This is a genomic window from Vibrio nigripulchritudo ATCC 27043, assembly GCF_000222685.1.
In the GTDB taxonomy this organism is placed as follows: Bacteria; Pseudomonadota; Gammaproteobacteria; order Enterobacterales; family Vibrionaceae; genus Vibrio; species Vibrio nigripulchritudo.
This window is the reverse complement of record NZ_AFWJ01000029.1, coordinates 1-15,031: the sequence shown is the minus strand read 5'-3', so window position 1 is coordinate 15,031 and position 15,031 is coordinate 1. Positions and strand designations below refer to the sequence as shown.

Below are 15,031 nucleotides of genomic sequence, written 5' to 3'. Positions count from 1 at the left end.
TGCGTAGAAAACCTGTTTGACGGTTGCCGAGGTCAGCTCAGAGCGCCGATCAAACATTCCAGTTTTGTCCTCACCCTGATTGATGGCTTGTCTCCGCAAGAAGAGAACTTCTTGGTCACTTTGGATACCGCGCTCGGTCGTATTCCTCACTTTGGAGGTTCGGCAGGGGATGATGAAAACCTCGCTAACACACACGTCTATTGTGATGGCAAGTTCTATACAAGTTCTGCCATTGTTGTGATGTTTAATACGACCTGTCCTTTTGAAGTGTTTACTACCCACCATATCAATAGCCTTGGCAGCAAACTGGTGGTCACTAAAGCAGACAGCGAATGCCGACGAGTCTACGAGTTTAACGCTGAACCCGCTGCCAAAGTGTACGCGCGTGAAGTTGGGATAGAGTTAGCAGACCTACGCCCGGAAATTTACGCCCTGCACCCTCTGGCAGTGAAAGTAGGGGGCGATTATTACATTCGTTCCATTCAGAAAGTGAATGAAGATTTGAGCCTGGATTTCTATTGCGCGGTAGATGATGGCATCGTGATTACTGCGATGAAACCGGGAGACATCTACGCCAACGTAAAAGAAAAGCTTAATGAAGTCTCTGAACGAATCGGAGATCTGGAAATTATCATCGGATGTGACTGTTTCTTAAGACGAAAGGAGATAGAACAATCCAACGGGTTGGAGACCATCCGGGAAATCTTTTCCGCGTTCCGGATGGTTGGGTTTAATACCTATGGAGAGCAGCTTGGCGGTGTGCATATGAACCAGACTCTGACCGGTGTGGCGATTGGCCAGCAGAAAAATGTCTACCCAATCTCCTCAGACGAACCTCTGAAGCGTGATAAGGCGAGTTGAATGGATAGCGAGCAGGAATTAAAACGTCAGTTAAAAGCCGCACTAGAAGAGAACGCACGCCAGAAGAAGATTATCGATTCGCTGGTAAGAAGAGTCGAGCAGGACAGCAGCCACAGAGTTGACCCCTATGCCGCGTTCCAGCACTCGGTGATGCTGGCAGATCAGGTGCGAGAGAAAACGGAAGAACTCAATACCACGCTTCATGAGCTTGAAACTATCAACCGTGAATTATCCAACGCAAACCAAAAAGTAGAGCGAGCCCAGCAACGATTCGTCGATGCCATTGAGTCCATATCGGATGGTTTTGCCCTGTATGATAAAGACCGGTATCTCGTTCACTCTAACAGCCGTTTCCAGCGATTCTGGCTGGATAACGACATTCCCCTCGATATGCCCCGCATTACTCTTTCGGAAGTGAAACAACTGGCGCACTCCAAGGGGCTGATCATCAAAGAGCTGCCTTATTCGGATTTACACGGTGGTCGCGTTTTTCAGCAAAAAGACAATCGCTGGGTACAAGTCAGTGAGCGTAAAACCTCTGATGGCGGACTGGTGATGCTCTATACCGACATTACTTTGCTGAAAGAGGCGGAATCTGCCCGTTATGAAGCCACGATCAGCGAGAAGCTGCGTCAGTCCTATCAAACACTGGAGAAACGAGTTCAGCTCAGAACCGCCCAGTTGGAAGATTTGAACACGCAGCTCAGTAAAGAAGTGAAAGAGCGACGTGCCGTTCAAAGCCGGTTGCTTGAAGCAAAACAGGAAGCAGAGCTGGCGAATTTATCCAAGACGAAATTCCTCGCAGCAATCAGCCATGACTTACTTCAGCCTTTGAATGCGGCCCAACTGTTTTTGGGGTCTTTAAGAGCGCAGCGAATAGGCTCTTCAGCAAGCCGTCTGGTGGATTCTTTAGAGCATTCTCTGTCCGATGTTGAATCGCTTATCACCATGCTGGTGGACATTTCCAAGTTAGATGCGGGGACGATTCGAGCCGATAAACAGCCGTTCTCGTTGGATCAGCTGCTTGGCAATATCGCTAATGAGTTCCGTCAGGTGGCTCAGCAAACTAGCGTCGAAGTGCGTTATGTGCCCAGTGATATTGTTGTTTACAGCGATTCCGTATTGCTCTCACGAATCATTCGAAACCTCATGAGCAATGCACTGCGATACACTGAATCGGGCAAGGTATTGCTGGGCAGCCGCAGAACCCCAAACGGCGTAAGAATAGATGTGCTTGATACTGGGGACGGCATTCCGAAAGACAAGCAGAAAGAGATTTTTCAGGAATTTAAACGACTCAGCCCGAGAAAAGCCGAGAACCGGACACAGTTAGGTTTAGGTTTGGCCATTGTCGATAAAATTTCTAATGTCCTTGGTCATCAAATCAGTCTGGAATCAGAGCTCCATAAAGGATCCAGGTTCTCAATTATGGTGCCGTATGGAATCGTAAAAACGAAAAGTGCTCCGCTGGTTGCCCCTAAAGAACTGAATGGCAGCGCAATACTACAGGGGAGTCGTATTTGGGTGGTGGACAACGACAACAACATCTGTGAAGCGATGAGTGAATTATTGACTGGATGGGGTGTGACGTTGTCACTGCTGGTTCACTTTCCGCGTTGCAATTAGAATGTGACATTGCCAGTGAGTCTGTGGAGATGCTGATTGTTGATTACCATCTGGATAATGGAGAGACAGGTCTTGAAGTGGCTCGTCATGTTCATCAAAACCGTTCTCGTCCCATCCCTACAATTGTATTGAGTGCCAACCGCAGCGAAGAGCTGAAGCATGAAGTGAGAGACTGCGGCTACTTATTACTTAACAAGCCAGTTTCGCCAGTTCGGCTAAAAGCAACGATTGTTAGCCAGCTCCAGTCTGAACAAAATCAGCCGTCTACCAAAGTGAGCCCTTCACTCTATTGATACAAGCACTCTGCCTTCTTTTGTCAGAACCCTTCGCAAAATCATCATCGTAGATAAAGAAAGAGAGATCGTTAGCATCACGAATATTGCCAGTAAGATGATCAATTGATACTTGATGGCAACGAGCGGGCTGGCGCCACCAAGGATTTGCCCTGTCATCATGCCGGGGAGGGTGACTAAGCCTGTTGTCGCCATGGAGGCAAGGATAGGAGACCAGGCTTTTTGCATAGCAGCTCGCACAAACGGCATCGAGGCATAAGTAGGTGAAGCTCCCAATGAAAGTGCAGCATGGTATTCGCCTTCTCTTTCTTTGAAAGAGGTAAAGAGGTTTTGAAGCATGACGATGTTCGCGTGCATGCTATTCCCTATCAGCATGCCACTAAGGGGAATGACATACTGAGAACTGTAAACGGGTTCAGGCTGAACGATCACGACACACAAAATAGCAATAAGAGGCGACAGCCCAACAACGAGCCCAGTCAGTATGGAAGAGAACAGAGGTTTTGCAGGTAGCTTGGCTTTGTCCAGAATAGCGCTGGTGCCTATTCCTGCCATGATAAGAACCCAGACAACGTTAAGTGTAAGGCTGTTTAGCTTGAACACGAATTCCAGATAAACCCCAACCAGAATGAGCTGAACGCTCATCCTAAGCACACTGATCCCCACATCTTTTGCCAACCCCAGTTGAAAGCGTTGATTGATGTACAAAGGCACGCACAAAGTGAGAGAAAAAAGCAGTAAAAGTGCCCAACGGATGTCTATGGATTCCTGCATGGAGACCCCTAAATTTTTTTACCGTATTTTATCGCGAATTTGGAAAAAGTTGTGTGACTTTTTGCAGATGGTTTCTCACAAATGAAGCGTCCAAATTTAACATTTGAGCTACATTTATCGGCGAAAGCAGTGGTAAAAATCGATGAGAAATGGGTGTTTTTGAACGGATTGGCAGAGCGGATATTTACAAAAATCTTTCAAATTAAACATATATACAACAATATTAATTTTTCATATCTGTTCATTATTCTTCACATAAAATGTTAATTAAACACATCTCTGGATGAGCTCAAAAAAGTTTTGAATAGCGTGCTTTGAAGGGCATCTTATCGTTGAATCGTAAGATTCGATCGTTCTAAAATTTCTCATTATAAGTTGTAGGTGTATTGGGTTTATCGAACCGAGTACAGACAAAAATATCACTTAATAGCAGGCAAATGTATGAGTAATGTTAACAAAGTGGAGTCTAAAGAATCCCGCTCTTTGGAGTGGAAGTCTTTCCTCCTCATTACCGTAGTTCTCTTTCCCGTTCTTAGCGTCATGTTTGTCGGCGGTTACGGGTTTATTGTGTGGATGCTACAGGTCTTTTTCTTAGGGCCTCCAGGTGCACACGGCTAAACGAAACCACCATCTGAACGAAGAATTTTAAAGAGAACAAATCATGAAATCGTTTATCGTAAAAATCTGGCGCACTATGACTCGCCCTGCAGTACACATCAGCCTGGGTGTACTGACTATGGGTGGTTTTATTGCCGGCATCATCTTCTGGGGTGGTTTTAACACTGCACTGGAAGCAACCAACACAGAAGAGTTCTGTATCAGCTGTCATACCATGCGTGACAATGTGTATCAGGAGCTGCAGGAAACCGTCCACTGGAAAAACCACTCTGGTGTACGTGCTACTTGCCCTGACTGTCACGTTCCTCATGAATGGACGGCGAAAATTGCGCGTAAAATGCAGGCTTCAAAAGAAGTCTTCGCACAAATTTTTGGCGACCTGGATACCCCAGAGAAATTTGAAGAGCGCCGTATCGAGCTGGCAAAGCACGAATGGGATCGTTTCTCTGCAAACAAATCTCTGGAGTGTAAGAACTGCCACAACTACGAATCGATGGACTTCGACAAGATGAAGCCAGCGGCTCGTATTCAAATGAAAAACGCCGCAGAGCGCGACCAGAGCTGTCTGGACTGTCACAAAGGCATTGCTCACAGCCTGCCGAAAAACATGGACAGCTCAGGTGGTCTGATTGGTGAGCTGGAGCAGTTGGCTTCAAGCACCGATTACTCAGCGGGTAACGCTATCACCAGCGTGCGTCATCTACCTATGTATGAAGATGCGGCAATGACTAAAGAAGCGGGTCTTCTAAACCCTGCATCCACTGTGAAAGTGGTGGATGAGAAAGGCGACGCCGTTCAGGTTGAAATTTCAGGCTGGCGTAAAGCAAAAGGCTTTGGTCGCGTTATTCAGGAAGACTTTGGTTTGAACATCGCAGTGGGCTCATTGCTAAAAGAAACTGCAACCAACGAAGACTTAGTGAAGACGTTTGAAACCAAAGAAGACGAGTTGACTGGTCTGCCTTGGCAGCGTGTGGAAACCAAACTCTGGATGGAGAAAACGGCGATGCTGGGTGACGTAACACCGATTTGGGACAAAGCGAGAGAAGCTTACCAAACCAACTGTTCGGTATGTCATACCCAACCAGACGAAGCTCACTTCACAGCTAATGGCTGGCCGGGCATGTTCAACGGTATGCTCGCATTCGTGAACTTTGATAAAGACAGTGAAGCACTGGTATTGAAATACCTACAGAAGCACTCTTCAGATTTTGCTGAAGGTCACCACTAAGCGTCAGTCGGAGTATAAGAAATGGCTATTACACGAAGAAGTTTTCTTAAAGGTGTTGCAACAACAAGCGCCGCATCTGTGATTGGTCCAAGCTTATTGGCATCAGCTTCAGCAAATGCAGCGGAAACAACAGGAACCTGGAAAGTCTCCGGTTCTCACTGGGGCGCGTTTCGCGCCCACATCTACGGCGGTAAAGTACAAGAAATCAAACCGCTGGAGATGGATTCGCACCCAACAGATATGATCAACGGCATTAAGGGCATCATTTACAGCCCATCTCGTGTTCGTTATCCGATGGTGCGTCTCGACTGGCTGAAAAAGCACAAATACAGCGCAGACACGCGCGGTAACAACCGCTTTATTCGCGTAACGTGGGATGAAGCGTTAGATCTCTTCTACCGCGAGCTTGAGCGTGTTCAGAAAGACTATGGTCCATGGGCACTGCACGCAGGTCAGACAGGCTGGCGCCAGACGGGTCAGTTCCACAGCTGCACCAGCCACATGCAGCGCGCAGTAGGCATGCACGGTAACTACATCACCAAAGTAGGGGACTACTCGACAGGTGCAGGTCAAACCATCATGCCTTACGTTCTGGGTTCTACAGAAGTGTATGCGCAAGGGACATCCTGGTCTGAAATTCTGGAAAACAGTGACAACATCATCCTGTGGGCAAATGATCCAGTGAAAAACCTACAGGTCGGTTGGAACTGTGAGACTCATGAATCGTTCCCTTACCTTGAGCAACTTAAAGAAAAAGTCGCCAAAGGTGAGATCAACGTTCTGTCGGTTGACCCGGTGAAGAACAAGACTCAGCGTTACCTGCAAAATGACCACATGTACATCAATCCGATGACCGATGTGGCGTTTATGCTGGCCGTCGCGCACGTGCTTTACAAAGAAGATTTGCACGATAAAGAGTTCATCAAGACGTACTGCTTGGGCTTTGACCCATTCATTCAATATGTTCTGGGTGAAACCAAAGACAAGATCGAGAAAACCCCAGAGTGGGCGGCAGAAATCTGTGGTGTAGAAGCAGATAAGATTCGCGAATTTGCCCGCATGCTGGTCAGTGGCCGTACTCAAATCCTGATGGGCTGGTGTATTCAGCGTCAGGAGCACGGCGAGCAACCATACTGGGCGGCGGCGGTAGTCGCAGCTATGGTGGGTCAAATCGGTCTTCCAGGTGGTGGTATCTCCTACGGACACCATTACTCTGGTATCGGTGTGCCTTCTACAGGGTTTGCGGCTCCGGGTGGTTTCCCTCGTAACCTTGACCAGGGTATGAAGCCAAAGTGGGATAACAAGGATTTCAACGGCTATAGCCGAACCATTCCTGTTGCTCGCTGGATTGACTGTTTGCTCGAACCGGGCAAAGAGATCCGCTACAACGGCTCTAAAGTCAAACTGCCAGATTATAAAATGATGGTGATTTCAGGGAACAACCCGTGGCACCACCATCAGGATCGCAACCGTATGAAGAAAGCATTCCGCAAGCTTCAAACTGTTGTGACCATTGAGTTCGCCTGGACAGCAACCTGTCGATTCTCCGATATCGTTCTGCCTGCCTGTACACAATGGGAACGTAACGACATCGACGTGTACGGTTCATACTCTGGTCGCGGTTTAGTGGCGATGCAGAAGCTGGTGGACCCATTGTTCCAGTCTCGTACTGACTTCGACATCTTCACGGAGCTGACTCGTCGATTTGGTCGTCACAAAGAGTACACACGCGGAATGGATGAAATGGAGTGGGTACGCTCGCTTTATGAAGACTGTCGAAACGCAAACAAAGCTAAGTTCGACATGCCTGAGTTTGATGAATTCTGGGAGAAAGGGGTTCTGGACTTTGGTACAGGTAAACCTTGGGTTCGCCATGCCGATTTCCGTAAAGACCCAGAAATTAATGCATTAGGCACGCCTTCTGGCTTCATTGAGATCTCGAGCCGAACCATCGGTCGCATGGGCTACGAGCATTGTCAGGACCACCCAATGTGGTTTGAGAAGACGGAACGTTCACACGGTGGTCCGGGTTCTGAAAAACACCCGTACTGGCTGCAGTCTTGCCACCCGGATAAGCGTTTACACTCGCAGATGTGTGAATCGGAAGAATTCCGCGCAACCTATGCGGTACAGGGGCGTGAGCCAGTGTACATTAACCCGGTGGATGCGAAGAAGAAGGGCATTAAAGACGGTGACCTGGTTCGCGTGTTCAACGACCGTGGCCAACTAATGGCTGGTGCGGTGGTAACAGACAGCTTCCCTCAAGGTGTTATTCGTATTGAAGAGGGTGCTTGGTATGGACCTTTGAACGAGAAAGAAGGGGCGATCTGTACTTACGGTGACCCGAATACGCTTACTCAGGACATCCCGACCTCTGAGCTTGCTCAGGCAACATCGGCGAATACCTGTATAGTGGACTTTGAAAAGTTCTCTGGCGAAGTGCCACCAGTGACTTCCTTCGGCGGTCCAATTGAAGTTGCCTAAACAGTTGCGTTTGGAGCAATAAAAGAAAAAGGTTCGGTATTTACCGAACCTTTTTTAATGCTTGCAGGAAAGCCGTTATTGCAGAGCAGCAGTGGTTTGCGTTTCTCTGACTAAGATAGCGCGCTGTGCTGCTTCTTTCTGCTTGGCTGTCAATAGCATGCCGTTACGCCAATAGCCTTTTCTTAAGGCACGTTTAAATTCTGAGTAAACCTCGTCGGGTAGACCATGTACGATAAGATTAAAGCTATTGCCGTTCATTATTAAGCTGCCTTGTCTTCCTGTTTTTGCAATTCAGTCGGTTTCAGCGGCGGTAGCGGGTTTCTGGAACCAACAGCTTCTTCAATAGAGTTGAAGCCATCTTGTTTCAGAAGTTGCACCAAGCCACGGTTAATTTCATTGATGTTCTGTGGACCATCGAAAATCATCGTCGTAATCATGTGAAGCAAGCTTGCCCCAGACGTGATTTTTTCGTAAGCGTCTCGTGCACTGAACACGCCACCCACACCAATGATAGTGATTTCGCCACGTGTACGACGGTAAACATGACGAATAACGTTAGTAGAAATACGCTGAAGTGGTAAACCACTCATTGCGCCTTTTCCTTTCGGAAGTTTGCCTTGTGCTGAAGGGTATTCTTCTGGAAGGTGCTCTTCGTTACCCTCCGGTTTCGCAAGGTTAGTCAGAACCACACCTTCCATTCCATGTTCTACACAGGCATCAACAATAATGTTGATCTCTTCAAGAGACATATCTGCCGCAAGTTTCACGTAGATTGGTCGGTCCGTCAGTGGACGAATTTCTTCGTTCACAGCGTTTAGTAGGGCATCTAGATTGCCTCTGTCGACGAAGGGTTCGCCATCCTGTGTGTTCGGACAACTGATGTTGATAGTGAAGTAATCACCGATGTCCTTAAAAGCACGCATGGTTTTCAGATAATCTTCAATAGAATCTTCAAGAACAAAATCTGGAGTAATGTTGGATTTCGCGGCGTTGATACCGACGCGAAGTGGACCAAAATCTACGTTAGCGAGTCGCTTAGCGATTTTTTCAGCACCCTGGTTGTTCAGACCGTACCAGACCACGATAGCTTTGGACTTCACCATACGGAAAAGACGACGACCAGGGTTACCCGGGCAGACTTCACCTGTGAATGAACCTAGCTCTGCCAATCCAAAACCCAGAGAAGGGTAAATTTTGGTTAGCTCACCATCTTTGTCGAAACCAGCGGACAGGCCGACAGGGTTGCGGTAGGTAACACCATCGACTTTGGTGTTCAGTGCCTGGTTTTCGTAGTTAAAGAAAAAGCTCGTTAAAGCTCGCGTTAGACCATTGGAGCCCAGTGCAATACCGATTTTTTTCAGTGCGGAGTGCGCTTGCTCTGGTTCCATAAGAAAAATTAATGGGCGAACGATGCGATAGAGGACTCTCAGAATGAGGTTTCTCACGCCGATTAGGAAGCTCATGACTATCTATCCTTGTTATTGGTTGACTTTTTATTTGCTTTTCTCTGCATCAGCTTTTAGACATCAGACAGGAAAGCGTTTGTATTTGTAACCAAGAGTTACTTGGTATGTTACTAACTTTAAATAAATGATAATGCGAATGCAAATAATTATCATTTGTGAGATTCTTAATTCTACAATCGTGACGAGTTACAAGTTTGACTGTGCAAAATGATGGAAATTAGTGTGATCTTGAATGACTTTTTCGTTCATTAAGGTAAAGTAACCACTTTTGAAAAATCGACCATCACTGACTGATTTAATCAATCGAGGTTTTACAGTGAAGGTGAGGGCAAACTTGAAGTAATTAGGAAGCGAAATGATTCTAGTTGTTGGTCACAAAAATCCGGATACGGACAGCATTTGTAGTGCAATTGTTACTGCGGAGCTATTAAAAGCACGTGGACTTGAAGCAAAAGGCATTCGTCAGGGCGAAATCAACCGCGAAACTCAACACGTTCTTGAGGTTGCTGGTGTGGATCAACCTGAACTGCGTACATCAGTTGCAGGCGAAAACATTTGGTTAGTCGACTACACTGATTTGGCTCAGGCACCGGACGATATCGGTGAGTCAGAAATCTTAGGTATTGTTGACCATCACCGTCTGGGTGATGTGATGACAGTTAACCCACTGGAAGCTTGGATCTGGCCAGTAGGTTGTACATGTACTATCCTGTACGCATTGTTCAAAATGGAAGAAACAGAAATCACTAAGCCTCTGGCAATCATGATGATGTCTGCAATTTTGTCTGACACTGTCGGTTTCGCTTCTCCTACTTGTACACAAAAAGATAAAGATGCGGTTTACGCTCTGGCTGAAATTGCTGGTGTTGAAGACCTGGATCAGTTCATCAAAGATCTTCTGATTGCAAAAACAAACATCGAAGGTTTGTCTGCAACTGAACTTGTCGACAAAGACCTGAAAGCATACCCATTCAATGGTCGTGATGTTGTTGTTGGTCAGGTTGAACTGGCTACTCTTGAGCAAGTAGATGGCATGATTGAATCTCTTGAGCAAGACCTAGAGCGTCGTTGCCAGGAAGAAGGTTTGGCATTTGCTGCGGTAATGCTTACCGACATCACCACTTCTCAAACTCACCTAATTTACAAAGGTGAGTGGGCAGAAAAACTGGTTAAGCACGAGAAAGACGGCGTTTTAATGATGGAAAACACATTAAGCCGTAAGAAGCAGGGCTGGCCTTGGCTTCAGACTGAACTCGCGTAACTCTTTATTAATTATAAAGTTAATAAACCGGAGCCTTGGCTCCGGTTTTTTTATGCTCGTCATTTCGATTGAAAAATATGACGTTAGTATGAAATCTTCAATAAATTCGACTTTTACCACGTTCTTGACTGGCGACTTACCTACTAGCTGCTACGTTTTTATGAGTCAGTACGCATAAAAATATAAATCATTGTATCCCCAAGTAATCTGTTGAGAACAAATTCAGATACTCGGAAAAACAAGAATTTTACAGGCTAGGAATTATGGGAATCGCATATCACAGTTATATCGGCACGACCGTCGATACGTTGCCGCAGTTGCCTTGTTCGGCGAGCGGTCACCTCTCTCTAAATACGCCAGTTGGCAGTTGCGTAGATCGCTTCGGTCGCATTTGGTTAGCAGACACCGCACACAACCGAGTGCTGGTTTTCGATTCTGATATGGATCAGATTCTTGCCTCTTTCGGCACTGTAGGCACGGGTCCCCAGCAGTTCAATATGCCGTTCAGGTTACTAGCTCATCCTGATAAAAATCGAGTGTACGTTACCGATATTGGTAATTTTCGGGTTCACATCCTCGAATACTCAGAAAATCTGGATATCAAATCCATAAAAGTTTTTGGCAACGAGCCAGAAGTTGATCTTAAAGGTCCTAATGGCATTGTCGTTCATGATGGAAAAGTCTGTGTCGCTGATGAGTTTTACGAGGGGCCGGATAGCCAGTCTCGTCTCGTCGTGTTTAGCGAAGACGGGGACTTTGAATACACCATCGACGAAATAAAACCAGAAAACGGTGGCGAGCCTGTCCACTTGCTGTGGCCACAAGGGCTTAGCTTGGACAAGCAAGGCAACATCTACATTGCCAATACAGGCTTTGCGACCGTTGTTCGTTGTGACTGGCAAGGTAATGGCATCGTATTCAGTGAACGAGACAAGTGCTATATCGACGGATTGGATTTGTCTCGCGGTGTTTCCGTGATCCAAAACCGGGTCTTGATTCCGGGTGGGGGTCCTAATGTTATCGCGGTCTATAACCTGGACGGCCGGTTTATGGGCAATCTGGATGGTTTTTTCGCCCCTGTTCAGATTACGGAATTTACCGAATCACAGACCATGCTGATTACAGAGCCGTTTCTTGCGTCTCTGCAAAAGCACAAAATCAACCTGTCTACTCTTAAAGGCGGCAAAACTCGCGCAACTAAAGTACTCAAATCTATTGGTGATGAACGAGACAATCCGGGTCAGCTCCATTTTGTGACCTCTGTTGTCGGAGACGTCACCAATACTCAGCCCGGATATTCTGGCAATGCGCCAGCATTTCAAAATTGGGTGGAACAGCAGCTTTCGATTCAGGATCAAATATTAAAAGCCATGCAGCCAGCGGGTATCCCTTCCTGGTTGAGTATCGCTTTGTCGGCACAAACAGAGTGGGTTCAAAGATGGCAACAAACCATGATCCGCATTTTCCTGAATGACAAATTTGAAGACCCGGAAGATTTACTCTGGATGGTGGATGCAGGTAACTATCAACTGCAAGCAACAGAAGATGGCAAGAGCAACTCTGCCAGACCAATCAGCCTGCCAATGCTTCCTGGCTCTCTGGGGATTGCAGCACTTACGCCAAGTAAGCCACTACCGGGTCAAATGGACCCTGAAGTTCCGCTGCTGGTCGTAAGCAACTACCTGAGTGGCATCGTCACGATACTTCAGTACAACGATGTGTTAGGCGAACTGGTGCCTTACACCGTCTTTGGTGGATTGGGAGCTGGCGAAGAGCAGTTGAACAAGCCTCAGGGTATCGCGATAGACCCAACGAACAATGACATCTTAATTGCCGATTCCGGCAACAACAGAATTTGCCGCTGGAGGCTGTCAGAAACAGGATCTGCTGGGTTGGTTCATACGTTTGGGAAATTAGGGTCTGAGCACGGAGAATTTCATACTCCATCAGACATTACGGTTGATGCTAGCGGCACCTGTTTCATTACAGATCAAAATAACAATCGCATAGAAGTCTATGGTCAGGACGGAAAATGGATTCGCAGTTTCGGTAAAGAAGGATATGGAACAGATAACGACAACTTCCTGCTTCCTACCAGCATCGATCACGAGAATGGCTACTTGTTTGTGTCTGATCTCGTGAACAGAGCAATAAAGATCTTCAACTGCTCAGGTGAGTATGTGGAATCGTTCAGCGGTTTTGGCGCAGACAGAGAGAAAGGACAGTTATGGCTGCCTTATCTCCTGCACGTGAAAAATAGCAAAGTCTATTTACCAGACTGTGCATTGAACAGAGTGAACGTATACAAGTTTAACATTTAACAATACCTGTATGAGGCTATGACTGGACCGTAATTAATTGAACATAGCAGGCAGTACAGATACAACGTCAGGGGTTAGGTATGAATAGTGTATTCAAGCGTGCACAGGGGAAAAAACTGTCGCATCGAAAGGCACAAGACTCAAGCGGCGTCTGCGAGAAGTCAGAAGCGGATTCTCGTCAGCTGCTTCAGCAGTTTCAGGATGTTATCCAGCATTTTGAAGAAAACGCAAAGGACGAAGACAAATGCAGAGATGCACTTCGTAAGTTGTACGAAAGCCATGAGTCCTGCTTTACCAGTCAGAAATTGACTGGTCCGCATGAGTAACAGGGAGGCACTATGAATTTCTCATTTAAAAACGCGTCAATCAGTTCCCGAGCGCGGATGATTCTGGTTCTGTTTGCTATTGGTTTGATTGCCAACTCACTTCTGGATGCTTCCAAAACGAAAACACACATGCGAGCCAATTATGAGCGTGGCGTTCAACAAATCGTTGAAGGCGCGGTTGGTGTTCTTGGTTATTACCATGAGCAAAGTGTTAATGGTGCTCTTTCCAAAGACGAAGCTCAGCGTCTGTCGCTGGAAGCGATTTCAGCAATGCGGTTTGATAATGGCAACTACATCTTTGTTGCGGACAAAGACGGTATACAACTCGCCTCAGGTCTGAAAAGGCTGCTTGGGACGAACATTCTGCCGCTTAAAGACGGCAACGGGAAACTGTTCGTAGAAGAGCTTTACGCTACAGGTAAGCAGGGAGGGGGCTTTGTCGATTACATGTGGAAGACTTCTCCAGACGCAACAGAGCTGTCGCCTAAAACAAGTTATGCCGATTACTTCCACCCGTGGGGCTGGATGATAGGTACGGGTATTAACATGGATGCGCTGGAAAAAGACATCCAGGAATCGCAAATGATTTCCCTGATGAACGCGGGTATGGTGCTGGTGATTCTTTCTGCATTGATCGTCTACTTCGTAAGGAGTATTACTGAGCCAATCAACAGCACGGTTTTGGCAATGAAAGATCTTTCCAGCGGGGAAGGAGACCTTACCCAACGTCTGAAGGAAGAAGGCAGTCAGGAGTTGATTGAGCTGGCTCAGTACTTCAATCGCTTCGTGAATTCGATTCAGGACATCATGAGAGGAGTTAGTGATGCGGGGACTCAGTTAGCTGCTTCCGCGAACCAATTGTCATCTTCTGTTTCATCGGTGGACGTGAATCTGAATCAACAGCAGAGTGACACGGAGCAGCTCGCTGGTGCAATGAGCGAAATGCTCACGGCTGTTGAGGAAGTGGCAGGAAGAACCGTTGATGCATCCGACTTTAGTGTCAAAGCTGCGAAACAGACAGAAGAGAGCCTGGATATAATTCAGCGTAATATTCGAGAGTCGCAACTTCTGGCAGAAGATATCGGAGAAGCCAGTCAGGTGATCAGCCAGCTAGCCACTGACAGCCGCAACGTAGACACCGTTTTGGAAGTGATACGTGGCATTGCCGAGCAAACTAACTTACTTGCGCTTAATGCCGCGATAGAAGCCGCTCGTGCAGGTGAGGCAGGGCGCGGGTTTGCTGTGGTTGCCGATGAGGTTCGAACGCTCTCCTTACGGACACAAGAATCAACCATTGAAATTCAAACCATTATTGAGAAACTTCAGGCGGGAGCTGAGCAAGCCGTTGGCGTAATGAGAAAGGGGGCCGATAAAGCAACCAATACCTCAGAAATCTCCTCTTCAGCGGGTGATGCTCTGAATGAAATAGCTCAGGAAGTTCATGCGATTCAGGGAATGAATCAGCAGATTTCTGCGGCCACTGAAGAGCAAACTCTTACCGTCAATAGCATCAACCAAAATGTCTCTAGTCTGAATGATGGCTCAACGTCACTCGCCAGTGAATCGACACAAATGGCAGCGGCAAGTGAGGAGCTGAGTCAGGTATCTGAAGACATGATGCGTATGATCAACCGATTTAAGCTCGCTTAATTCTCATCTAAAAATTGAAAAGTCGAAGCTATTGCTTCGGCTTTTTCTTTATCTTTCTTATAGATATACCCAAGTGGCCTCAAGGTGCAGGATTCAGAGCCTCATATTCTGTTTCAGTTCAAG

The 15,031-nt window shown here is 46.9% G+C and carries 13 protein-coding genes; 10 read left to right on the top strand and 3 right to left on the bottom strand.

Translation table 11 applies throughout. From position 1 onward, the window contains the following. The 3 genes from RH89_RS04355 to RH89_RS30650 all read left to right on the top strand — a co-directional run. On the top strand, nt 1-861 hold an 861-nt coding region (locus tag RH89_RS04355; protein ID WP_004399545.1), incomplete at its 5' end, for an FIST N-terminal domain-containing protein. Beyond that, nucleotides 862-2,487: a sensor histidine kinase gene (locus RH89_RS04350; RefSeq protein ID WP_425277035.1), complete on the top strand. Its 1,626-nt coding sequence runs from the start codon at nt 862-864 to the stop codon at nt 2,485-2,487. Further along, nucleotides 2,478-2,780 carry a response regulator gene (locus RH89_RS30650; RefSeq protein ID WP_425277034.1) on the top strand — a complete coding sequence of 101 codons (303 nt, stop codon included), beginning with the start codon at nt 2,478-2,480 and terminating at the stop codon, nt 2,778-2,780. Before RH89_RS04350 ends, RH89_RS30650 begins: the two co-directional genes overlap by 10 nt. Here RH89_RS30650 and RH89_RS04345 read toward each other — a convergent pair. Continuing rightward, nucleotides 2,769-3,554: an ABC transporter permease gene (locus RH89_RS04345; RefSeq protein WP_004399542.1), complete on the bottom strand. Its 786-nt coding sequence runs from the start codon at nt 3,552-3,554 to the stop codon at nt 2,769-2,771. The two genes, RH89_RS30650 and RH89_RS04345, sit on opposite strands and share 12 nt — an antisense overlap. A gap of 441 nt (nt 3,555-3,995) precedes the next feature. On the opposite strand from RH89_RS04345, the gene torE reads away from it, so the two are divergent. Genes torE through torA form a run of 3 tightly spaced genes read left to right on the top strand, consistent with a single transcriptional unit; the run spans nt 3,996 to nt 7,884 of the window. Continuing rightward, complete coding sequence (torE, locus tag RH89_RS04335) at nt 3,996-4,172, top strand: trimethylamine N-oxide reductase system protein TorE (protein ID WP_004399531.1); 177 nt, start codon at nt 3,996-3,998, stop codon at nt 4,170-4,172. 43 nt (nt 4,173-4,215) lie between these two features. Continuing rightward, nucleotides 4,216-5,400, top strand: a complete 1,185-nt coding sequence (gene torC / locus RH89_RS04330) for a pentaheme c-type cytochrome TorC (RefSeq protein ID WP_004399529.1) — start codon at nt 4,216-4,218, stop codon at nt 5,398-5,400. 21 nt (nt 5,401-5,421) lie between these two features. After that, nucleotides 5,422-7,884: a trimethylamine-N-oxide reductase TorA gene (gene torA, locus RH89_RS04325; RefSeq protein WP_004399528.1), complete on the top strand. Its 2,463-nt coding sequence runs from the start codon at nt 5,422-5,424 to the stop codon at nt 7,882-7,884. A gap of 75 nt (nt 7,885-7,959) precedes the next feature. Here the strand turns inward: torA and RH89_RS04320 are convergent, their stop codons facing one another. Both RH89_RS04320 and RH89_RS04315 read right to left on the bottom strand, forming a co-directional pair. After that, entirely contained in the window at nt 7,960-8,142 is a 183-nt protein-coding gene (locus RH89_RS04320) for a DUF1315 family protein (RefSeq protein WP_004399526.1), read from the bottom strand. 2 nt (nt 8,143-8,144) lie between these two features. Further along, a complete protein-coding gene (locus RH89_RS04315) occupies nt 8,145-9,347 on the bottom strand; it encodes a quinone-dependent dihydroorotate dehydrogenase (protein ID WP_004399523.1) in 1,203 nt (400 codons plus the stop codon). A 358-nt stretch (nt 9,348-9,705) separates the two neighbouring features. On the opposite strand from RH89_RS04315, the gene RH89_RS04310 reads away from it, so the two are divergent. The 4 genes from RH89_RS04310 to RH89_RS04295 all read left to right on the top strand — a co-directional run bounded on the left by RH89_RS04310 (nt 9,706) and on the right by RH89_RS04295 (nt 14,908). Continuing rightward, a complete protein-coding gene (locus tag RH89_RS04310) occupies nt 9,706-10,611 on the top strand; it encodes a manganese-dependent inorganic pyrophosphatase (RefSeq protein ID WP_004399521.1) in 906 nt (301 codons plus the stop codon). Nucleotides 10,612-10,874: 263 nt separating this feature from the next. Then, nucleotides 10,875-12,932, top strand: coding sequence for an NHL repeat-containing protein (locus RH89_RS04305; RefSeq protein ID WP_004399519.1), 2,058 nt, complete (start codon nt 10,875-10,877; stop codon nt 12,930-12,932). An 80-nt stretch (nt 12,933-13,012) separates the two neighbouring features. Next, nucleotides 13,013-13,258 (top strand): hypothetical protein, encoded by a 246-nt coding sequence (locus tag RH89_RS04300; protein ID WP_004399517.1) that lies wholly within the window; start codon nt 13,013-13,015, stop codon nt 13,256-13,258. 12 nt (nt 13,259-13,270) lie between these two features. Continuing rightward, nucleotides 13,271-14,908, top strand: coding sequence for a methyl-accepting chemotaxis protein (locus RH89_RS04295; RefSeq protein ID WP_004399515.1), 1,638 nt, complete (start codon nt 13,271-13,273; stop codon nt 14,906-14,908). The last annotated feature ends 123 nt before the right edge of the window (nt 14,909-15,031 follow it).